Origin of the sequence: Roseinatronobacter ekhonensis, from assembly GCF_900499075.1 — a bacterium.
Classification (GTDB): Bacteria; Pseudomonadota; Alphaproteobacteria; order Rhodobacterales; family Rhodobacteraceae; genus Roseinatronobacter; species Roseinatronobacter ekhonensis.
This window is the reverse complement of record NZ_UIHC01000033.1, coordinates 1-21,644: the sequence shown is the minus strand read 5'-3', so window position 1 is coordinate 21,644 and position 21,644 is coordinate 1. Positions and strand designations below refer to the sequence as shown.

The 21,644-nt window shown below is 59.3% G+C and carries 16 protein-coding genes and 1 pseudogene; 10 read left to right on the top strand and 7 right to left on the bottom strand.

Annotation, left to right across the window (positions count from 1 at the left end):
- Positions 1–375 precede the first annotated feature (375 nt).
- Positions 376–1,383 carry an AraC family transcriptional regulator gene (locus ROE7235_RS13640; RefSeq protein ID WP_245963973.1) on the bottom strand — a complete coding sequence of 336 codons (1,008 nt, stop codon included), beginning with the start codon at positions 1,381–1,383 and terminating at the stop codon, positions 376–378.
- A 47-nt stretch (positions 1,384–1,430) separates the two neighbouring features.
- Here ROE7235_RS13640 and ROE7235_RS13635 point away from each other — a divergent pair, with 47 nt between their 5' ends.
- The 3 genes from ROE7235_RS13635 (at position 1,431) to ROE7235_RS13620 (ending at position 4,474) form a co-directional block, all read left to right on the top strand.
- Positions 1,431–2,300 (top strand): SDR family NAD(P)-dependent oxidoreductase, encoded by an 870-nt coding sequence (locus tag ROE7235_RS13635; RefSeq protein WP_121096059.1) that lies wholly within the window; start codon positions 1,431–1,433, stop codon positions 2,298–2,300.
- 10 nt (positions 2,301–2,310) lie between these two features.
- A complete protein-coding gene (locus ROE7235_RS13630) occupies positions 2,311–3,123 on the top strand; it encodes an SDR family oxidoreductase (RefSeq protein WP_121096058.1) in 813 nt (270 codons plus the stop codon).
- A 523-nt stretch (positions 3,124–3,646) separates the two neighbouring features.
- Positions 3,647–4,474, top strand: coding sequence for a cobalamin B12-binding domain-containing protein (locus ROE7235_RS13620; protein ID WP_121096056.1), 828 nt, complete (start codon positions 3,647–3,649; stop codon positions 4,472–4,474).
- A gap of 169 nt (positions 4,475–4,643) precedes the next feature.
- Here the strand turns inward: ROE7235_RS13620 and ROE7235_RS13615 are convergent, their stop codons facing one another.
- The 3 genes and pseudogenes from ROE7235_RS13615 to ROE7235_RS20955 all read right to left on the bottom strand — a co-directional run.
- Positions 4,644–5,216 carry a CIA30 family protein gene (locus tag ROE7235_RS13615; protein ID WP_121096055.1) on the bottom strand — a complete coding sequence of 191 codons (573 nt, stop codon included), beginning with the start codon at positions 5,214–5,216 and terminating at the stop codon, positions 4,644–4,646.
- Between the two features lie 55 nt (positions 5,217–5,271).
- A complete protein-coding gene (locus ROE7235_RS13610) occupies positions 5,272–5,694 on the bottom strand; it encodes a BLUF domain-containing protein (RefSeq protein WP_121096054.1) in 423 nt (140 codons plus the stop codon).
- Positions 5,634–5,987, bottom strand: a pseudogene (locus ROE7235_RS20955) (hypothetical protein); the annotation flags it as partial. The gene ROE7235_RS13610 and the pseudogene ROE7235_RS20955, both read right to left, overlap by 61 nt.
- Before the next feature lie 387 nt (positions 5,988–6,374).
- Between ROE7235_RS20955 and ROE7235_RS13605 the strand changes: the two are divergent.
- From ROE7235_RS13605 to malQ, 6 genes are all read left to right on the top strand, one after another.
- Complete coding sequence (locus ROE7235_RS13605; protein WP_121096053.1) at positions 6,375–8,750, top strand: glycogen/starch/alpha-glucan phosphorylase; 2,376 nt, start codon at positions 6,375–6,377, stop codon at positions 8,748–8,750.
- Positions 8,751–8,836: 86 nt separating this feature from the next.
- Entirely contained in the window at positions 8,837–11,026 is a 2,190-nt protein-coding gene (gene glgB, locus ROE7235_RS13600; protein ID WP_121096052.1) for a 1,4-alpha-glucan branching protein GlgB, read from the top strand.
- The gene (gene glgC / locus ROE7235_RS13595; protein WP_121096051.1) at positions 11,023–12,288 is read left to right on the top strand and encodes a glucose-1-phosphate adenylyltransferase; all 1,266 of its coding nucleotides are present in this window, start codon (positions 11,023–11,025) and stop codon (positions 12,286–12,288) included. The genes glgB and glgC overlap by 4 nt, the downstream gene beginning before the upstream one ends.
- Positions 12,285–13,742 carry a glycogen synthase GlgA gene (gene glgA, locus ROE7235_RS13590; protein WP_121096050.1) on the top strand — a complete coding sequence of 486 codons (1,458 nt, stop codon included), beginning with the start codon at positions 12,285–12,287 and terminating at the stop codon, positions 13,740–13,742. Before glgC ends, glgA begins: the two co-directional genes overlap by 4 nt.
- A complete protein-coding gene (gene glgX / locus ROE7235_RS13585; RefSeq protein WP_121096049.1) occupies positions 13,739–15,817 on the top strand; it encodes a glycogen debranching protein GlgX in 2,079 nt (692 codons plus the stop codon). Before glgA ends, glgX begins: the two co-directional genes overlap by 4 nt.
- A complete protein-coding gene (gene malQ / locus ROE7235_RS13580; protein WP_121096048.1) occupies positions 15,817–17,652 on the top strand; it encodes a 4-alpha-glucanotransferase in 1,836 nt (611 codons plus the stop codon). The genes glgX and malQ overlap by 1 nt, the downstream gene beginning before the upstream one ends.
- 240 nt (positions 17,653–17,892) lie before the next feature.
- Here the strand turns inward: malQ and ROE7235_RS13575 are convergent, their stop codons facing one another.
- The 3 genes from ROE7235_RS13575 to ROE7235_RS13565 all read right to left on the bottom strand — a co-directional run bounded on the left by ROE7235_RS13575 (position 17,893) and on the right by ROE7235_RS13565 (position 20,931).
- Complete coding sequence (locus tag ROE7235_RS13575) at positions 17,893–19,083, bottom strand: EAL domain-containing response regulator (protein WP_183073513.1); 1,191 nt, start codon at positions 19,081–19,083, stop codon at positions 17,893–17,895.
- 145 nt (positions 19,084–19,228) lie between these two features.
- Positions 19,229–20,074, bottom strand: a complete 846-nt coding sequence (locus tag ROE7235_RS13570) for a redoxin domain-containing protein (RefSeq protein ID WP_121096046.1) — start codon at positions 20,072–20,074, stop codon at positions 19,229–19,231.
- 131 nt (positions 20,075–20,205) lie between these two features.
- Positions 20,206–20,931 carry a response regulator transcription factor gene (locus tag ROE7235_RS13565; protein ID WP_121096045.1) on the bottom strand — a complete coding sequence of 242 codons (726 nt, stop codon included), beginning with the start codon at positions 20,929–20,931 and terminating at the stop codon, positions 20,206–20,208.
- Between the two features lie 113 nt (positions 20,932–21,044).
- On the opposite strand from ROE7235_RS13565, the gene ROE7235_RS13560 reads away from it, so the two are divergent.
- On the top strand, positions 21,045–21,644 hold a 600-nt coding region (locus ROE7235_RS13560), incomplete at its 3' end, for a transposase (RefSeq protein ID WP_183073512.1).

The following is a 21,644-nucleotide window of genomic DNA, read 5'->3' as shown; positions in this document are numbered from 1 at the left end:
TTTTTTTTGAAAGCCAGTGTGTTAGTCGTTCAAATATCTGAATATAATACGTTTTATGCTGAGGGTCGGAGTTTGCTTATTTTCAGCTTCAAACCTAAGATGGCTCGAAAAGAGCAAAAATTGCGCAGACTGATGAATTGTTTTGCGCGGAATGTTTGCAAAGCGTCGCGCCAAACAAAGCGCGATTGCTGCACGCAACATGCCTTTTGCCGTAAATTTCAATTTTTAGTTCAACTGCAGGGTGAAATTGGACTACCGGTCGGCGCAATATCCGCTTTGGTTCTCCGACGCCAATACCCTGAATGACCAAGAATCCGACACCGGATAGAGTGCCTTCGCAGGGAGATCCGGTCCTCTCTCGGACAACACCAGTGTTCATCTGCCGAGCACGAGCTCGCGGTCCTCTCTCGGCGATCGACCAAATTTTCGAGAATACTCCCTCGAAAACTGCGCCGAGCTTTCGTATCCGACGCCGAATGCGATCTCTGACACTTTCGCACTGGATGTCTGAAGCTCATCTCTGGCACGCAGCAGGCGCAGGTCTTTCTGATACTGCAATGGCGATGTCCCTGTTACGGCCTTGAATTGCTCAAAAAAGGCCGAACTGCTCATGCCGACGCCGCGTGCGAGGTCCTTGATAACAATCGGCTTGGCAAGATGGGTCTGGATGACCCGCGTAGCCTGAAAAACGCGGCTGGCCGTGCTTCCGTGCCAAAGCAATCTGTTCAGCGTGTCGCCATGCGGCCCCAGCAACAAGCGGGCGTGGATCTCGCGGGCGGTGATTGGCGCCAACAGACGCCGCGTGGCGTCACTTTCGCATTGACCAAGATAGCGCCGCAGCGCGTCGTCGATCTCTTCGTTCGTATCACACAAATGAATTGAAAATGGATCCGAGGGTCTGCTGTCAGTCAACGGCAACACTGCGGGTGCCAGCGATCGAAGCAAATCCAGATCAAGGGGGAAGACGAGCGCGATGTAAGGGGTCTCAAGCGTCGCTTGGGTGATCCGGGACAGCACCGGCAAGGCATGGCTGACGATCAGGGATTGCCCGGCACCTACGGTCAACATCTTGGTGCCGGTTGCAACGTCCTTCGCGCCTTGAAGAATAAGGCAGAGCAACGGGCGATAGACGGTCGCGTTCTGGCCGGTGGGGGCCTCGTGGCGCAACATATGTATCCCGCTATCCGCATGAAGCAGCGCGCCTTGTTGCAACCCTGCTTGGTCAAGGATCGATGACACGCGATCCAAGAGTGTTTCAGATTTCATGGCCATCTCCAGTTCTTTGCCCCGAAGCCATAGCACGCAACGACGCGATAGCTTGCCGAAAGATGCGATGTCTGGAGTATTGTGCAAGAAACGCGGAGCAATCAGAAAGATTGCCACGCCTTTCCTGAATATCGTGTTCATATTGATATGAAGGGATCGCAAAGATGAAAAAAGTCATGATTACCGGCATCGCCGGCGGTTTCGGCAAGCCGACCGCGCTGGCGCTGCTTGCAGGGGGCTACGACGTCGCCGGAAGCGTCCGCAGTCGCAGCGGAAAGAACGCGGCGACGGTTGCCGAGCTTGAAGCCGCAGGCGCAAAAATCGTCGAGATGGATGTGACCGAGGCGGTCAGCACCGAGCGCGGCGTGGCAGATGCGATCTCGCAACTGGGCGGGCTCGACATCCTGTTCAACAACGCTGGGATCGGTTCCTACGGCATTCAGGAACTCATGTCGCCAGACGACATGGCGCATGTATTTGATGTGAATGTCATGGGTGTTCAGCGGGTCATGCGGGCAGCCCTTCCACATCTGCGGGCGCAAGGCCGGGGAACCGTACTCTATACCTCCAGCCTGATCGGACGGATCGCGACCCCGTTCTATGGCACCTATTCGGCGTCGAAATGGGCGCTGGAAGCCATCGTAGAATGCTACCGGACCGAGCTTTCCGGTTTCGGGATTGAGTCGTGCCTCATCGAACCCGGTGCGATGCCAACAGCCTTCTTCGACGGTCTGGTGACCCCAAAGGACGCAGCGCGCGAGGCTGAATACGGCGACTTTGCCGCCGTGCCCGCAATGTCGAACGCAGGGCTGGCCCAAATGCTCAAGGCGACGCCAATGCAGCGGCCAGAGCGGATCGCAGAGACAGTCATCGCCCTTCTGGACATGCCATTCGGCGAAAAGCCATTTCGGACGGTGGTGGACCATGTCGGCGTTGGCCCCGAGATCAAGCGCTACAACGACGTGCTCCATGATGTAACCCGCACCGTCCTGACGAACTTCGGCATCGCCGAGATGCTCGACCTGAACGCATAAGGAGACAGACATGAAAACCATTCTGATCACAGGTGCCTCATCCGGTATCGGCGAGGCGACGGCCCGGCACTTTCAGGCAAACGGCTGGAACGTGATCGCCACGATGCGCGACCCCTCCAAAGGCGATGCATTGGCCGCATTGGACAATGTGGCCGTTGTCCGGCTGGATGTGACCGATGCGGCGTCGATCCCGGCCGCTGTGTCGGCGGGCATCGACCGTTTCGGCAAGATCGACGTACTGCTGAACAACGCAGGCTACGGCGCCTATGGTGCGCTCGAGGCGTTCACGATGGACCGGATCCGCCGACAGTTCGACACAAACGTGATCGGGCTGCTGGAGGTGACAAAGGCGGTTCTGCCCCATATGCGCCAGAACCGCTCTGGCACGATCATCAATATCTCGTCCATCGGCGGGCAGATCACCTTTCCGCTCGGCACGCTTTATCACGGCACCAAGTTCGCGGTCGAAGGTCTGTCAGAGGCGCTTCATTTTGAGCTTGAGCCACTTGGCATTCGAGTGCGGATCGTGGAGCCGGGTATGATCCGAACGAACTTTGGCGGCAGCTCATTTGATTTCGCGATGGACGAGAGCCTTTCGGACTATGCACCGACCGCCGAGGCCATGGGACGCCTGTTCGGGAAATTGGCGTCAAATCCGTCTACCCCCGAAACGGTGGCAGAGGTCATCTGGAACGCCGCTCACGAAACCTCCGACCGTTTGCGCTTTCGTGCCGGAGCAGATGCGGAGCGTCTGTTGGACGAGCGCAAGAGCCTCGGCGACCCGAGTTTCATCGAAGGTATCAAGAAGTTGATGCGTGAATAAAGCCGCGCCGGCTTTGCCATTAGACTATGAGTTCATCCGGTCACAGCATTCACAGTTGCCGCGAATGGCGGGAATAGTTGGCTGTGGCGCAGCCACGGTGAAGGCTGGTGAAGGTCCGCTTTGGGGAAAGCCTTGAACAAAGCCATCACGGTATGACGACTTTGCAGCCGCGACTGTCTGCGCTGCGAAGAAAGCAGCACGGCTGCGATCGCGCTTTGCCATTTCTCATTGCGCCCAATGCCTGGCTGCAAAGGCGGCAATAGACGTAGTCAGTGTCCCGATTTGCCGAAGAGCGTCTGTATCGCCGTGCAAACTGGCCGGAGCCGCGAGAATGCGTGATCGGTGCGCTCATTCTGGCGCGCATCGGGTTTGCTTGCCACCGCGTCATCGTCGCGCAGTCATGCCATTGTCTCATCTCTTTACTTGGGCTACCGTTTGAGAATCCTTGGTTGAGGAGCTAGGACTGACAGAGATCTCGTGCAGCATCTTCGCACGATCATCTTGCTGCTGGGGGGACACAGACATGCACAGGTCAGAAACCACCTTTGACAATGATGTTTTTGCGCATGTTGCGCAGCTCTTCGAACAGAAGGGCCGAATGCTGTCCTCTGATGTGCTGGAACAATTCGCGCGTGAGGTGGTTGAGCGCGTTTCAGAGGGAGTATCGGTGCGCACAAAGGTGGCCAGAACGTCCATCGCTCCGGATGATATTGCCTCGTTTTGTGATTTGCTACTGGTGCCCGATCAGCCGCGCGTCGCACTGGAGTTCATAGCCGCACGGCGCGCTGAGGGCGCGACCAACGAGGATGTTTATCTGGGCTATATCGGTGAGGCCGCCCGCCTGCTCGGGGAGCGTTGGGAAGACGACAGTCTGACGCCCTTGCAGGTTACGGTGGCGGCTGGAACGCTTTATGCTCTCATGCGTGCGCTGCGGGCCTCTGGTTTATCGGATCACCCGTTCGATAGTCGAAGGGCGGCCTTGTTTGCAACGGTGCCCGGCGAACAACACGGTGTCGGGATTACGATCGCGTCTGACATGTTTCGCGAAGCCGGCTGGGATATCGATCTGCGGATTGGACCTGACCAAGACAGTCTTCTGGACCGTGTCAAGAAAACCCAGCCCAAAATCATCGGCCTGTCCCTGAGCAGTTGCGACAGGCTTCCAGAGTTATTGCGGGTCGTGGTGGCGTTGCGCCTTACGTGTCCCAGCGCATTTATCGGCGTAGCACCGGGCGCTGATCTGACTGCTGAAGATGTTCAGTCCGTCGCCGATATCGACATTGTTTTTGGGGATGCGCTGTCTTCGATTGCGGCGCTGGAACATCTGGTCACCACGAAACAGCGCCTGTGAGCTTGTGTAGAGCTCTCGGGTTTGGGTCTGTCTTGGGGCAGTGCCCAATGCGCCGGAGCGAGCTATTCGGCGTCACGGTCGCGCGCGATATATGTCATTCAAAACCGCCTCTGGCCAGTGGAGCTATTGGGAATGCTGCTGGCCAACACCGCGACGCAGCCTTTTGCATTTAGAGGAACCCGACTTCGCGAACGTCAATTTCGGCGTCATGGTCGCGGCCATATGCGACGACGGCAACCGAGATCACGCTGTCCGGTCGCAACGACGCGCGCAGAAGGCGGCTTGCGGGCCGGAAGGCGGTGAACGGCAGTCTTGCTTCGGCCCAGCGGCGCGTCACATCAAAGCCAACCTGATAGTATTGCCACGGCAGTACGGTTCCCGTTGTGCGCAGGTGCACGAAATACCGCTGGTCATTCCCGCGCACGATCAGCCGCACGCCTTCGCTATTCTCTGGCGGTGAATTGTCGAGGTCGAGCCGCATCTGGATAAAGCCGCCCCTGTTGGCGGTGCTGACCCGCCCGGTCATCCGCGCATAGGGCTGGCCGTTTTCCTGCGAAAAGGCCAATTGCCCGGTCGAGACACCGCCCATCACGTTGTCGGTGAAAAATCGCCATCCGGTCTCTGGCTGCATCGCAAACCTTTCAACGTGCATGGATTGTGCTGCCGCGGGGCGCATCACAGCCGGGGCCATGGCGACCGCGCTACAGATTAGCCCAAAGACATCGCGTCGTGTCACAGCCATGCGGCCCTCGCTGCGGTGTCCCGGTACACTCCTCGGATCATCAGAGTTCGGCAGATCAATCGTTCATCTCGGAACCCGGTGCATCCATTTTGTCGCGCAAGCTAAGAAAGAAGCCCGTGACCTCGTCTGGTGTGGTCCGCTCAACGGCGTCGTCGGCAACCTCACTTCGCGACCAGATCCATGTCACAGCGGGATCATGCAGCATCGCCCATTTCCCGAACAACCGCGCGGGCACGACGTGTTCGACATGCAGCTGGAACTCAACATGTCGGTCATCGCGGCGGATGCGCTCGATTGCCGTTTTGACCGCGTCCTCCGGGCCCTCTAGCAGTTGCAGATAGACGTCTTCGCGGCAGATCAGTGCGCCGGTGATGCCGACTTTGGGGTTGGCGTGCTTCGCATGGATCAAAATGCTGCTCAGCGTGTTGCTGTCAAAGCCGAATGGACGTGACGAGTAAATCGCGCGGTAGACTGACATGGGTACGCCTTTTGTTGTTCATGCAAGCATGGCACATCCCTGTCTACTTGGCACGAGCAAAGGCAGATGGCTGATCGCTTGATCTGAGAACATCGGCCATGAATCGCCTCAGGGTCTGCCCTCGATCCAATTCGCCACAGCTGCCCCGGCAATGCCTCTTGGGCAGCCCGAGCATCCTGCGCCAGATCCAGCCGCTTTGGTAGCCTGACCTGAGGCAGTTGCGGGAAGATCGGCACGGTGGTCCACCCTCGAACGCTTTCTAGGCGCGTATAAGGTCGTGGATGTCGGGCAACACGGTGTAGGCGCGTGGTCGGCCAAGAGCGGCGAGTAGCCTAAACAAAAATCGGCTTTGGTCCCGCACGTCGACCATTTGAACAAAGTGGGCGCAGACTTGCGCAGACAGGTGCGATGGGACCGCGGTGCGCGTCAGGTCCGGTTTGCACACCCGTCGGTTGCTGAAAGATTGCTTCCCGTGCCGCCAAAACACTCCGGATTTGCCTGTTTTTAGCCCTGATCGGCCTGCAAAACGCTCACTGACACCGCTTCACCCCGAGGCGCGATTAATCCAGTGTTGCAGACAGGAGCAGCGAATGCGTATGAGCAGGTCCATAACGTTCGAAAAGGGCACCAGCGCCCAGAGTGGCTGGTACCCTACCAAAATCAGTAAGGAAACACTTCCTATGGATTCTACCGAATTGCGCCAGTCGATTCTCAAGCATCTTGAGTTCTCGATGGGCAAGGATCTGGTCCATGCCAGCCTTTACGACATGCGCATGGCGCTGACACTTGCTGTGCGCGACCGTGTAATCGAGCCGTGGTTTCGTGCCACGCGCGCCACCTATGCCGCGCAATCCAAGCGCGTCTATTACCTGTCGATGGAATTTCTGATCGGCCGGTTGCTGGAAGACGCGATCATGAATGTCGGGCTGACCGAGGCGGCACATGAGGCTGTGGCGGGGCTTGGCTTTGACTTCGAGACCGTCCTGGCCGACGAGCCGGATGCAGCGCTTGGCAATGGTGGGCTTGGCCGTCTGGCCGCATGTTTCCTTGACTCGATGTCCACGCTGGGCTGCCCGGCCTATGGGTATGGCATTCGCTACGAACACGGTCTGTTTCGACAGAGTTTTGCCCAAGATGGCCGACAGGTCGAAACCGCCGAAGACTGGCTTCGACAAGCCCATGGCTGGGAATTCGAGCGCCCCGAGGCGAGTTTCCGCATCGGCTTTGGCGGCAGCGTTGCAGAAAACGGGCGCACGGCCATATGGACGCCGGAAGATGCTGTTCTGGCGAAAGCCTATGACACCCCGATTGTTGGCTGGCAGGGGAAATGGGCCAATACGTTGCGCTTGTGGGGGGCCGAGGCGTTGACCGCTTTTGACTTGGCCGCGTTCAACAAGGGTGATTTCACAGCCGCCGCCGCGCCAGAGGCATTGGCCCGCACGATCAGCCGCGTGCTCTATCCCGACGATACCACCGAGCAAGGCAAGGAATTGCGGCTGAAGCAGGAATTCTTCTTCACCGCCGCCAGCATCCGCGACATCCTGCGCCGCTTCAATGCCGAGCACAGCGACCTGTCCGGCCTGCCGTCGCGCGTGGCGATCCAGATGAATGACACGCATCCGGCGATTGCAGGGCCGGAACTGGTCCGCGCCTTGGTAGATGAAAGCGGGATGGAATTCGATACGGCGGTGGAAACGGCCCGCGCGTGTCTGGGCTACACCAACCACACGCTGATGCCCGAAGCGCTGGAGCGTTGGCCCGAGGAATTGATGTCGCGGGTTTTGCCGCGTCACATGCAGATTATCGAGCGCATTGATGAGAGCCATGCAAAGGCGCATCCCAAGCGGAATGTCTCGATCGTCGAAAATGGCGAGGTGAAGATGGGCGAACTCAGCTTCATCATGGCCAATAAGGTCAACGGCGTTTCCGCACTGCATACCGAGTTGGTCAAGGATACCGTTTTTGCCGAGCTCAATGCCTTGCATCCGGGCCGGATCGTCAATGAAACCAACGGTGTCACGCCACGTCGCTGGATCAAAGGGGCCAACCCGCGCCTGTCGTCCCTGATCACCGACACGATCGGTGCGGGATGGGAGGATCGGCTGGAGCGTCTGGTCGAACTGGAGCCCGCTATCGCCGACAAGGGCTTTCGGAATCAGTTTGCCGAAATCAAGGCGCGCAACAAGCGCGATCTGGCCGACTGGATCGAGCGCGACATGGGAATTGCGGTCAACCCGGCCGCCATGTTCGATGTGCAGATCAAGCGCTTTCACGAATACAAGCGCCAGCACCTGAATATCTTGGAAACCATCGCGCTTTGGCAGGAAATCCGCGCCAATCCCGGTGCGGGCTGGGCGCCGAGGGTCAAGATATTCGGTGGCAAGGCCGCCCCGGGCTACGTTATGGCGAAAGAGATTATTCATCTCATCAACAACGTGGCCCGTGTTATCAACGCCGACACGACGACGCGCGATGTTCTGACCGTGGTTTACCCGCCGAATTACAACGTCACCATGGCGGAGCGGCTGATCCCGGCCTCCGACCTGTCCGAGCAGATCTCGACTGCGGGCAAAGAGGCGTCTGGCACGGGCAATATGAAATTCAGCCTCAACGGTGCGCTTACCATCGGCACGCTTGACGGGGCAAATGTCGAAATCCGCGACCTTGTCGGACCAGAGAATTTCTTTCTGTTCGGGATGACCGCGTCCGAAGTTGTCGAATGTCGTAAGACACCCGACCATGCCGCCCGCGCGATCAAGGCCAGCAATCGGTTGGGCGCCGCGATCGAGATGATCGAGGCAGGTGCCTTTTCGAATGGTGACACAGAGATGTATCACGGGCTTACACAAAACCTGCGCGGCCATGATTACTTCACGGTCTGCGCCGATTTTGACAGCTATTGGGACGCGCAACGCCGTGTCGATGCGGCTTGGGGCGATCAAGACAACTGGACCCGAATGGCCGCGATCAATACCGCGCGCACTGGCTGGTTCAGCAGCGACCGCACCATTCAGGGGTATATGGCGGATGTCTGGAAAATCACGCCGATGATCTGACCCATCAGGCACGACCCGGCTATGGGTCGTGCCCTTTTGACAAAGAAAACAATTGCCTTTGGCTTTGGCCTGCGCGACAAAAACCCATGGCCCAAGTGAGTTCGTTTCCAGGCAAAGGCATTTCAGACGACGACGTCGCAGCCATTGCAGAAGGGCGGGTCGACGACCCCTTCGCCATTTTTGGCCCGCGCCATCGCGGTAGGGCAGGGGTGCTCGTGACGTTCGATGCCTATGCCCAGACCATGACGGCAGTTACGTCGTCGGATGAAATTCCGTTGGCCCCTTGCGGTCATGGCGTGTTCTGCGGCGATATCGGGCAATGCGAACAATACCATCTGCGCGCGGGCGATGGGACCAGAAGCTGGGATTACGATGATCCGTATCGCTTTGCCCCGGTTCTGGGAGAGATGGATCTCTACCTGATTGGCGAAGGGACACATCGCCGCCTGTGGAAGGCGTTGGGCGCACATGCGATGACGCATGAGGGCGTGGCGGGTGTTCATTTTGCCGTTTGGGCCCCCAACGCGCAGGGCGTGTCCGTCGTCGGCGGGTTCAATGGCTGGGACGGGCGACGCGCGCCGATGCGTCATCGCGGCCACGGCATTTGGGAAATCTTCCTGCCCGGTCTGCATGCCGGGGAAGCGTATAAATATCACATTCGTCCGCGTGACGGCGCGCCCTTCCTCAAGGCCGACCCAATGGCGCGGGCAACCGAATGCCCGCCTGCGACCGCATCGCTGGTTGCGGACACGGCGGATGGCGCTTGGACGGACCAAGGCTGGATGACGCATCGCGCGGCGGCCAATTTGCACGCCGAACCGATCTCTATCTACGAGGTGAATCTGGCGTCATGGCGGCATCGCGACGGGCGCAGCCTTAGCTACCGCGAAGCTGCGGACGAGCTGGTCGAGTATGCCCATGACATGGGGTTCACGCATCTGGAATTCATGCCCTTGGCCGAATACCCGTTTGGCGGGTCGTGGGGGTATCAGCCCACCGGTCTGTACGCACCAACCGCGCGCCATGGCACCGCCGAAGATTTCCGGGCGCTGGTTGATGCGGCCCATAACAAGGGCCTTGGCGTGTTGATGGATTGGGTGCCTGCGCATTTCCCCAACGATGCCCATGGTTTGGCGCATTTCGACGGCACGCCGCTATATGAACATGCCGACCCGCGCGAGGGGTTCCACCCCGACTGGAACACGCACATCTACAATTTCGGGCGGACAGAGGTGCGCAATTTCCTGACCGCGAACGCGATTTACTGGCTGCGTGAATTTCATCTGGACGGGCTAAGGGTCGATGCCGTCGCGTCCATGCTGTACCGCGACTATTCGCGCGAGCATGACGCGTGGGTTCCCAACCGGGATGGCGGGCGCGAGAATTACGAAGCGATCGACTTTCTGCGCGAGATGAACACCCTTGCTTATGGCGAAGGGCCTGACGGCCTGATGACGGTTGCCGAGGAAAGCACCGCATGGCCGGGTGTGACGACCCCCGTGCATGCTGGTGGGCTTGGTTTCGGGTTCAAGTGGAATATGGGCTGGATGAACGACACGCTGCGGTACATGGAAAAAGACCCGGTTTACCGCCGCCACGACCACGGCCTGATGACCTTCGGCCTTGCCTATGCCTTTTCTGAGAATTTCGTGCTGCCGATCAGCCATGATGAAGTTGTCCACGGCAAGGGCAGCATGTTGCAGAAAATGCCGGGCGATACCGCGGCGAAACTTGCAAATTTGCGGGCCTATTATGGCTTTATGTGGGGGCATCCCGGCAAGAAACTGTTGTTCATGGGATGCGAATTCGCCCAAGGGCATGAATGGAACCACGATGAAGCCCTCGACTGGGGCGTGCTCGCTGCGCCGGGTCATGCGGGGGTTCAAACCTTGGTGCGCGACCTCAACACCCTTTACCGTGCGACGCCTGCGCTGTATCAGAGAGAATCCGACAGTGCCGCGTTTACCTGGATCGACCGAGACGCGTATGCGGAATCGGTCTTGTCATGGATACGTTGGGGGCATGCGGGCGAAAAGCCGGTGGTCGTGGTCTGCAATTTCACCCCGGTCGAACGCCACTGGACGCTTGGCCTGCCGTTGGGCGGCGCATGGCGCGAGGCTTTGAACACCGATGCAGATCGCTACGGCGGATCGAATCGGGGAAATATGGGGAGTGTCCGCGCAGACGGGCCGCCCCAAAGCGGCCAGAACCACAGCGCAAGGGTGACTCTGCCGCCCTTGTCCACCCTGTTCCTGATCTCGGAGGATGATCAATGACACCGGTACCGCAACGATTGTCCAACCGCTCGATGGCGTTCATCCTTGCAGGCGGGCGCGGGTCGCGCTTGCACGAATTGACCGACAACCGCGCCAAGCCCGCAGTCTATTTCGGGGGCAAGACCCGGATTATCGACTTTGCTCTGTCCAATGCGCTGAATTCCGGCATCCGCAAGATGGCGATTGCGACGCAATACAAGGCGCATTCGCTGATCCGACATTGCCAACGCGGTTGGAATTTCTTTCGTGCCGAGCGCAACGAGTATCTCGACATCCTGCCCGCATCGCAACGTGTCGATGAACATCATTGGTACGAAGGCACGGCGGACGCCGTGTATCAGAACATCGACATCGTCGATAGCTACGATATTGATTATGTTGTCATTCTTGCAGGCGATCACATCTACAAGATGGATTACGAGGTGATGATCCGCGAGCATGTCGAGACGGGCGCGGATGTCACCGTCGGATGTCTGACCGTCAAGCGCGAAGAGGCGACGGCCTTTGGTGTGATGGCGGTGGACACATCCGGGCGGATTACGGATTTCGTCGAAAAGCCCAAAGACCCGCCCGCGATCCCCGGCAGTCCAGAGCAGGCACTTGTCTCTATGGGGATCTATGTTTTCCGGTGGAAGTTTCTGCGCCAGTTGTTGATGGAAGATGCCGCCGACACGGGGTCCAAGCATGACTTTGGCGGCGATATCATCCCCACGGTGGTGAAGAACGGCAAAGCTGTCGCCCATCGCTTCGAAGATAGCTGTGTGCGCCATCGCGCCGATGCGGTGGCATATTGGCGCGACGTGGGCACCGTCGATGCGTTCTGGAAAGCCAATATCGACCTGACAGGGTTCGACCCAGAGCTGGACCTCTGGGATCGCAACTGGCCGATCTGGACATATTCGGAAACCTCTCCGCCCGCCAAGTTCGTTCATAACGAGGAAAGCCGTCGCGGGCTGGCGCTGTCATCGCTGGTGTCGGGTGGCTGCATCATTTCGGGCACCGAGGTTCGCGACTCCCTGTTGTTCACGGGGGTTCACTCCAATTCCTGGTCGGTGCTGACAGAGGCAGTTGTGCTGCCCTATGTTAGCGTGGGCCGCAACGCACGTTTGACCAAAGTGGTTATAGATCGGGGCGTGCAAATTCCCGAGGGACTTGTGGTCGGCGAAGACCCGATTGATGACGCGCAGTGGTTTCGGGTAACGCCAGATGGTGTAACGCTGATTACGCAATCCATGTTGAACCGTCGAGCAGAACAAGCATGAGCACAACCACCGGGAGGCCGGTTCTTGCTGTGGCCTCGGAATGCGCTCCGCTTGTCAAAACAGGCGGGTTGGCCGATGTGGCAGGCGCTCTGCCGGCGGCATTGGCACCGCAGGGCTGGGCGATTCGCACTTTGGTGCCGGGATATCCGTCAGTGATGGCGGCCTTGCCGGATGCGCGCGTACTGGCCGATATGCCCGACTTGCTAGGATTGCCGGGGCGGGTTCTGGGCGCGCGCGTGGGCGCGCTCGATATTCTGATCCTTGACGTGCCGTCGCTGTATGATCGCGACGGCACCCCCTATCTTGATGTAGAGGGTCGTGACTGGCCGGACAACGATGTCCGGTTTGCGGCGCTTTGCCTTGCCGCCGCGCGTATCGCCCGTGACGGGATTGATGGCTGGCGGCCCGAACTGCTGCATTTGCACGATTGGCAAGCAGGGCTGGTGCCGGTCTATCTGGAGCAACTGGGCGTCGCGTGTCCCTCTGTCTTGACGATCCACAATATCGCTTTTCACGGGCTGACCGGGGCCGACCGCATGGCCCGCCTTAACCTGTCCCCCGCGCGGTTCACCGTCGCGGGGTTCGAGTATTTCGGCAAGGTTTCCGCCTTGAAGGCCGGGCTGGTCGGGGCATCGGCGCTCAATACGGTCAGCCCCACCTATGCGCAGGAATTGACAACGGATGCCTACGGTATGGGGCTTGATGGCGTGATCCGCATGCGTGCGGCGGATATGTCGGGTATCCTGAACGGGATCGACACCGATACATGGGATCCGACATGCGACCCGGCGATAAAACCGTTTCGCCGACCGGCGGGAAAGGCTGCCAACACGCGCGCCCTGCGTCAGGAATTCGATCTGGCCGATATGGACGGGCCGCTGGCCGTGGTGGTCTCGCGCTTGTCGGACCAGAAAGGGCTGGATCTGCTGTTGGCCGCGTTGCCTGCCTATCTGGCAGAGGGTGGGCAACTGGCGCTACTTGGGTCCGGCGACACTGCGCTGGAACGCGATTGGCGCGCGATGGCGGCGCAGTATCCAGAACAGGTGGGCGTGCAGATCGGCTATGACGAAGCGCTCTCGCACCGCATGTATGCAGGGGCCGATGCCGTGTTGGTGCCATCGCGGTTCGAACCTTGCGGGCTGACGCAGATGTATGCGCTGCGCTATGGCGCGATCCCTGTAGTTGCGCGCACGGGCGGGTTGGCCGATACGGTCATCGACGCCAATGCCGCCGCACTGACAGCGGGCGTTGCGACAGGCATCTTGCACCAATCACACTCTGTCGCGGCGTTGAGCCATGCCTTGCAAAGATTGTGCATGTTGCACGCAGATACCGATACGTTTCGGCGTGTCCAGAAAAACGCTATGAAATATCCGGTTGGATGGGATGCAAGCGCGCCGCTTTACGCCGCGCTCTACGCCCGGCTGGCCGATGAGGGAAAGACCAATTCATGAATTTGACGATAGAGCGCGGGCGCCATGACCGGATCGGGGCGACCTTCGACGGTGACGGGGTCAACTTTGCCCTGTTTTCGGAACATGCGACGGCTGTCGATCTGTGCCTATTTGCATCTGATGGTCAGCGCGAAACCCATCGTCTGCGGCTGCCCGAGCGCACGGGCTATGTCTGGCACGGTCGCGTGGCCGGTCTGTTTCCCGGTCAGCGATACGGCTACCGGGTTCATGGCCCCTTCGAGCCTGAGAACGGGCACCGCTTCAACGCGCATAAACTGCTGATCGACCCCTATGCCAAGCGCCTGACAGGGCATGTCCGCTGGTCGGATGCCGTGTTCGGATACAACGCCGGGTCGAAAACACAGGATCTCACCTTTTCCACCCGCGATTCCGCGCGCTTCATGCCCAAAAGCGTCGTCGAGGATCCGAGCTTTTTCTGGGGCAACGAGCGGGCGCCTGCGATTCCGGCAACGGAAACCGTGATTTATGAAGCGCATGTCAAAGGGCTGACCCAACGGATGGGCGGCCCCAATCCCGGCAGCTTTTTGGGCTTGGCGTCCGATAGGGTGCTCGACCATCTCGTCAATCTTGGCATCACCGCGATAGAACTTTTGCCCGCGCAGGCCTTTCTGAACGACCGTTGGCTGATTGAGAAAAAGCTCACAAATTATTGGGGCTATCAAACGCTTGGCTTTTTCGCGCCTGACCCGCGCTATCTGGCGCGGGACCAGATCAACGAGTTTCAGCACATGGTCGCGCGGCTGCATGCCGCCGGTATCGAAGTGTTCATGGACGTGGTCTATAACCACACATGCGAGGGGTCGGAACTTGGGCCGACGCTGTCGTTCCGTGGCATCGACAATCGCAGCTATTACCGGCTTGCGCCCGACCCGCGCTATTACATCAACGATACCGGGTGCGGGAATACCCTGAACCTAGAGCACCCGATGGTGCTGCGGATGGTGATGGACAGCTTGCGCTACTGGGTCGAGGTGATGCATGTCGACGGTTTCCGGTTCGACCTTGCCTCGACGCTCGCGCGGGATGACAGCGGCTTCCAACCCAATTCCGCGTTTTTTGCGGCCATACGTCAGGATCCTGTGCTGAACCGTGTGAAGCTGATTGCCGAGCCTTGGGATATCGGTCCGGGCGGCTACCAGCTAGGGGCGTATCCGCACCCGTTTCACGAATGGAACGACAAGTATCGCGATGGTGTGCGCCAGTTCTGGCGCGGCGACGAACGCCACGCGCCGGAATTGGCCGCGCGCATCACTGGTTCGGCTACCCAGTTCGACCACTCGGGCCGTAGTGCCGCAAGCTCGGTCAATTTCATCACCGCCCATGACGGCTTTAACCTGATGGATATGGTCAGCTACAGCGACAAGAACAATGTCGCCAATGGCGAGGACAACCGCGATGGCCATTCCGAGAACTTCTCTGACAATATGGGGGTCGAGGGGCCCAGCACCGACCCGCTGGTGATAGAGGCGCGCGCCTTGCGGCGGCGCAATCTGATGGCGACCTTGCTGCTTAGCCAAGGCACCCCGATGATCCTAGCGGGCGACGAGATTGGCCACACCCAGCGCGGCAATAACAATGCCTATTGTCAGGATAACGAGATTTCCTGGCTGAACTGGGACGCTGTCGACAGTGACATGCTGGCCTTTACCCGCCGGTTGATCCAGTTTCGCAAGCGACACCCGATCCTGCGCCAGAAGCTGTTTCTACACTCCAAGGAGCGCACCGCGGATGGCAAGGCCGATGTTCTTTGGTGGCATCCCGATGGACGCCACATGACCCCTGCCGATTGGGAAGACGCGGCCCTGCGCTACGTCTGTGTCGAGTTGCGCACCGCATCGGGCACGCCCAGCTATGCCGATACAGGGTATGCGTTGTTTCTTGTGTTCAACAGCGGTGACGACCTAGAGGTAACGCTGACGCCCGCGCCCGACGGCAAGATTTGGTCGCGCCGGATCAATTCCTTCGCGCCAGACGCACCGAACGAGCGCATTGCTTTCGGCAAGCTTTCTGTGCCGGGCCATTCGGTTTCGGCGCTGGTTCTGGAAGACGCCTGATGGCTTCGCTTGACGATCTTTGTCGTGCATCCGGGCTGGTCTGGGTCTATCGCGACGGGGCAGGGCGGATTCAGGAAGCCCCGGACACGAGCCGCGAGGCAGCACTTGCTGCATTGGGCCACGGCAATACCGCCGCTGCACTGCCCGAAGACCTGCGGCAATCGACCTCCCGCGCGGTGCCCGCCGGTGTGCCGGTGGACTGGCCGCCGGGGCCTTGGGTTCTGACCACAGAGCAGGGTGATGTGATCCGCGCAGAGGGTGCTTTGCCCGCATTGCCGGTCGGGTATCATCGCATCTTGCATGATGGCTGGCAGATGCATCTGCTGGCCGCGCCACCGCGCCTGCCGTTACCCCCGCGCCACTGGGGCGTGACGTTGCCCTTGTTCGCCCTATGGGAGGGCGCAGAGGCCGGAATGGGCACCTATCCGCAACTGGGCATGTTGTCCGAGGGGTTGGCCCAGCAAGGCGCAGCCTTTCTGGGCATCAACCCGATCCATGCGGGTTTTCCTTGCGACGCAGACAACTATTCGCCCTATGCGCCCTCGCATCGTCGGCGGTTGAATATTCTACATGTCGAAACCGGCGGCACGCTTCCGACCAGTGGTCCGTTGATCAACTATCGCGACGCAATCCCGGCCCAACGCGCCGCGCTGGATGCAGCCTATGCAGAATTCACCGGCAGCGCTGCATTCGATGCCATGCGGCAGGCGCAAGGGTCTGCGCTGGAAGAATTCGCCACCCATCAGGCGTTGAGCGATGTGCATGGGGCCTATTGGCGTGACTGGCCCGCGCCATTTCAAGATCCGAAAAGCGCCGAAGTGGCACGCTTCACGCATGAATATGCCGACCTTATGAGGTTTCACGCTTGGGCGCAATGGCATGCCGAAACGCAGGTCGCTGACGGCCATGCGCGGGCTAAAGCGGCTGGAATGTCGTTCGGCCTGTATCTCGATATCGCGGTTGGCACCCACCCTTATGGTGCAGAAACATGGGCCGAGCGTACAAGCTTTGCGCAGGGGGTCAGCTTGGGTGCGCCGCCAGATCTGTTGGGGCCATCCGGGCAACACTGGGGCTTGGCGCCGCTGCGCCCCGATATGCTGCGGGCAACCGGGTATGCGGCCTTCGCACAGACGCTTCGGGCGCAGCTTCGGTTTTGCGGATTGCTGCGGATTGACCATATTCTGGGGTTGGAGCGCAGCTTCTGGCTGCCCGATGGTTTGCCCGGCCTGTATATCACCATGCCGCGCGACGAACTGCTTGCGGTGTTGCGCATCGAAGCCGCGCGCGCCGGTGCATCGGTGATCGGCGAGGATCTGGGCACCATACCCGACGGCTTGCGCGGCGCGCTCGAGGAGTCGGGAGTGATGGGCTGTCGTGTCGCCATGTTCGAGCGTGACTGGGCGGGCGATCAAAGTTTCACGCCGCCCGCGGACTATACGCAAGCCGCCCTTGCTAGTTGGGGCACGCATGATCTGCCGACATGGCAGGGGTGGCGCAAGGGCCGCGACATCGACTGGCGCGCGCAACTTGGCGAAGTGGCCGATGAAGCGGCCACACGCGCCGCGCGCAAAGCCGATGTCGCGGCGTTCGACAAGATGGTCGGCGGCTCTGACATTGCTGCATTGCACCGTCATCTTGCGCAGACAGCCAGCAGCCTCGTTGCCGTTCAAGGCGAGGATCTTGTGGGGGTGATCGAACAGGCCAACCTTCCCGGTACCGTGTTCGAGCATCCGAACTGGTGTCGCCGCCTGCCTGTGCCGCTTTCGGCCTTTGTCCGTGCGGCCCCGCTGACGCAGACAGGCACCATCATGGCAGAGGCGGGGAGGGGGCCATGACCTGCCGGTCGGCCCGGTTATATTGGTCGATGCGGTCTGTATGCTCATGGCATTCAAAACCAAACAACACACCCAACACGCCAGCTGTGGCGATCGGGTCCCGCGTGCACGGCGCTGGCGCGCTCAGAATGCGGCATTTCCAAACGTGGCCAGGCCAATGCGATGACTGCAAACGCGGGTATTTCGGGCGGGTTGCTGCAGTCGGGTTCCGGTCGAAACCACAAGCATGCCTTGCGGCCCTTAATGAAGCTGAAGTTTGCATTGGTGGGTCTCTGGGGCTCTATTCTCCAACATCCAGTCTTGAAGCTTTGAGATCGGCATAGGGCGTGCCAGAACGTAGCCTTGCGCGTTGTCGCAGCCCAATTTTCGAGAGATGAGAATGGAAGTCGGCGTCTCGACACCCTCTATGGTGACGGTCATGCCGAACAGTTTTCCCATCTGGACAAGGTTTCGGATCAGGCTGCGCGCATCGCGGGACTTGTCGATATTGCGAACGAACAGGCGGTCGATCTTCAATTCATCGAACGGAATACGTATGAGCCGTTCCAGCGAGGACGCGCCGGTTCCAAAATCGTCGATGGAAAGCCGATGCCCTTTGAGCCGCAATCGCAGCAGCGCATTAAGCTCCGCATGGTCTATACCGCTCGGCCCTGCTTCGGTGACTTCGAACATGATGTGCTTGGGCAGCAGCCCGTGGACATCCAGCAACGCGGTCAAAGCTTTGTCAAACCTGGGGTCAGTACAGACACGCAGCGGAATATTGACGGCAACCGACAGCGATGTATCCGACAACGACCCCAAGCATTCCATGGACTGATCCAGAATCGAGAGGGTCAGGTCAAGTTCCAGACCATTTTCAGATGCCAATGGCACGAATTGATCCGGCGGGATGACACCGTGCTCTGGGCTGAGCCAACGCGCGAGGGCTTCGAATCCGTAGACCTTGCCGTCCCCAAGACGCACTTTCGGCTGGAGGAAACAGGTAATTTCGCGTTTGGCAATCGCATCGCGCAGCATGTCGATACAGATCTTCAGGTCCGGCTCGGGCGGTGTTTCGCGCTGTGCGCTCTTTTTGCAGGGCTCGGCGCAGGACAGCAGATCTTTGAGATGTTGGCGCCGCAAGGGTTTCGGCAAAATCCCAAGCACGTTGACCCCGCTCGCCTCGGCTGACAGCTGCACGGACTTGAGAATCCGTTTTCCGCTGCCGCTTGTGATGATGACCTGACAGGTTTCCGTTTGCGCCAACCTGGAAATCACTTCCAGACCATCGCATCCGGGCATTTGCAGGTCGATAATGACAAGGTCAAAATGCGTCGCGTGAAGTGTTTCGAAGAACTGCTCCGCTGTTGCAGCGCATTTTGCCGACAGACCACACGACCTGACCATCGCGCAAAGCGTTTCGCGGACTGCGGCTTCGTCATCAAGGACCAAAACGGACGGGGTCACGTCTTGGGCAAGGGTGTCGGACACCGCTTGTGTGTCATGTGCGGCGATTAGAGTGCGCGTGTGAAGCATCTGATGAACTCCCAGTTTATGACGTGCGAGATAATGTGGACGAAATCTTGATCGCTAAGTCTTAGGCGTGACGGCTTTCGAACAGACGCGTCATGACGATCCGTCTTTCGGTGTTTTCCAGCCTGTCGACATCTCCGTCACTCACCGCCGGGAATGCAGTGGGCCGGATACCCTTCTTTTGCGGCGGCGATATCTCGAAATCGTCCCGAAAATAAGGTTGCGCTCCGTCGGATCCGAATATTCCGATCTTGGACAGGTCGCGCCGCGTCACTCCATCTAGGACCATCATCGGGTTGCCCAGCCGCCAATCTGACGGCGTTAGCGCATTAAGCTTGTCGGTCAGGATCAGCGCGTCCAGAACGCGCAGAACTTCTTCGATAGAGCGGCCCACCGTGACCGGATAATCGAAGATCATCCGAATTTTGCCCTGTGGGTCGATGATGAATGTCCGTCTTGCACAGTAGTCACCGCCCAGAAGCGGTTCATGCACGAACAGCCCGCACCCTTTGGCGATGATCCCGTGTTCATCCGAAACATGCGGAAAATCGATCGTGACATCGTGCCCGTCTTCGATCTTGCGCGACCAGTCTTGAAGCCGTTCAAGCGGATCTCCCGTCAGGGCCAAGAGCTTGGTGTGACGTTCCGCAAATTCGGTGCTGCGTGCGGCGACAGCGGCAATCTCTGACGTGCACACAGGTGTGAATGCCGCCGGGTGCGACAGCAGCACGACCCAGTGGCCACGGCTCCATTTGGCGAAGGACAATGGGCCTTTCGTGCTTGGGGAAGTGAAGTCCGGAAAGGTATCGTGGATCTGCGGACGCCAGACAGGTGTTTCCGGGCGTGCCACCGGCAGTTTGACGAATGTGCCGCGTTCTCGCGTGTTGGGTCTGAAAGCGCTGATAGCCATGGAGATTCTCCCTAACCGTGTTTCTTGGTTTAGAAACGAGATCAAGGGGAGCGTATTTGTGGCGGTTTTGTCTAAAGTTGTGCAATTAGAGGGCGAGTTACGCGCTTAAATCCTGCATCTGAGATATAGGTTTAGTCAGACTTGGGCGCCAGCATGTAGCCTTTTCCGTGCAAGGTTTTGATAAGATCCTTGTCCTTATCCTGAATGGGCAGCTTCTTGCGCAGCCTGCTGATCAGCCCGTCCGCAGCCCTTGGGGCGCTGTTCCACGACGCGCCTTTTGTTTCCGCAAGGATCACGTCACGGCTGACGCTTTCGCCACGATGGGCCAACAGCACGGCCAAGACATCAAACTCCGCCGTTGTCAGGTTGACCTGCCGCTGATCGGGGCCGGTAACGGTGCGCGCGTTCAAGTTGATCTGGTAGCCGAAGAGTTCGGTTGTTGGGTCTGTTTGCGCTGTCGACGGGGTTTTTTGGCCAGTATCCAGCAGCACCCGCCGCGCAACGGCGTTCAAACGGGCAAGAAGCTCCCGCTGTCTGAACGGCTTGACGACATAGTCATCCGCACCGATTTCCAATCCCAAAACCTGATCTACCTCGTTACCGCGTCCCGTCAGGATCACAACACCGCGCCCGCCCTGTCGGTGAAGCTCGGCCACAAGTGAAAGGCCGTCCCCGTCTGGCAGGCCGATATCGACAAGGCAGATATTCGCATCCTCCGTTTTCAAAGCGGCGTGGAACTCTGCAAGATCGCCCACAACTCTAGATTGCAGGCCAGCGTTCTCGAATATCGCGGCCAGCAGGCTGCGGATAGCCGGGTCGTCATCTACCGCAAGAATTTTAAGATCTGACTTCATCATCGTTGTCCCAGCATGCTAGAGAAACGCGCGAAAGTTGGTGATGCCCTGAGGGGCGGCATATCATGGCGGTGTTCAGACGCCGTCAATTCTCAGTCGAGAAAGGGATATGCCACATGCCAGAGACTACCATCACTGAACTGCCCGATCCATCAGGATCTGGCTCCGATCCATTCACCGACGTCCTGCGCGATGGAGCGCGCAAGCTGATCGAACAGGCGATCCACGCCGAGCTGGCCACGCTTATGAACGCCTTTTCCGGGGACAAGCTCGAGGACGGTCGGGCACGCCTGGTGCGGCATGGGCACCTACCCGAACGCGAGGTGATGACCGGCATTGGTCCGGTGCCCGTGAAAGTGCCGCGCGTGCGGGATCGGGGTGCTGGCGAAGACAAGGTCAGCTTCACGCCCAGCATTCTGCCGCGGTATCTGCGTAAGGCGAAGTCGGTCGAGGATCTGCTGCCCTGGCTTTATCTCAAGGGCGTGTCCACGGGCGACTTCAGCGAGGCTCTGGAAGCCCTGCTGGGCCCAAATGCCAAGGGCCTTTCTGCCAAGACCGTCACGCGGCTGAAGGCCGACTGGTGGACAGACTACGAGGCTTGGCAGAAACGCGACCTTGGCACGCGGCGGTTCCTCTACATCTGGGCCGATGGCGTTTACTTCAAGCCCCGGATGGCTGAGGAAAAACAATGCGTTCTGGTGATCGTCGGGGCGGAT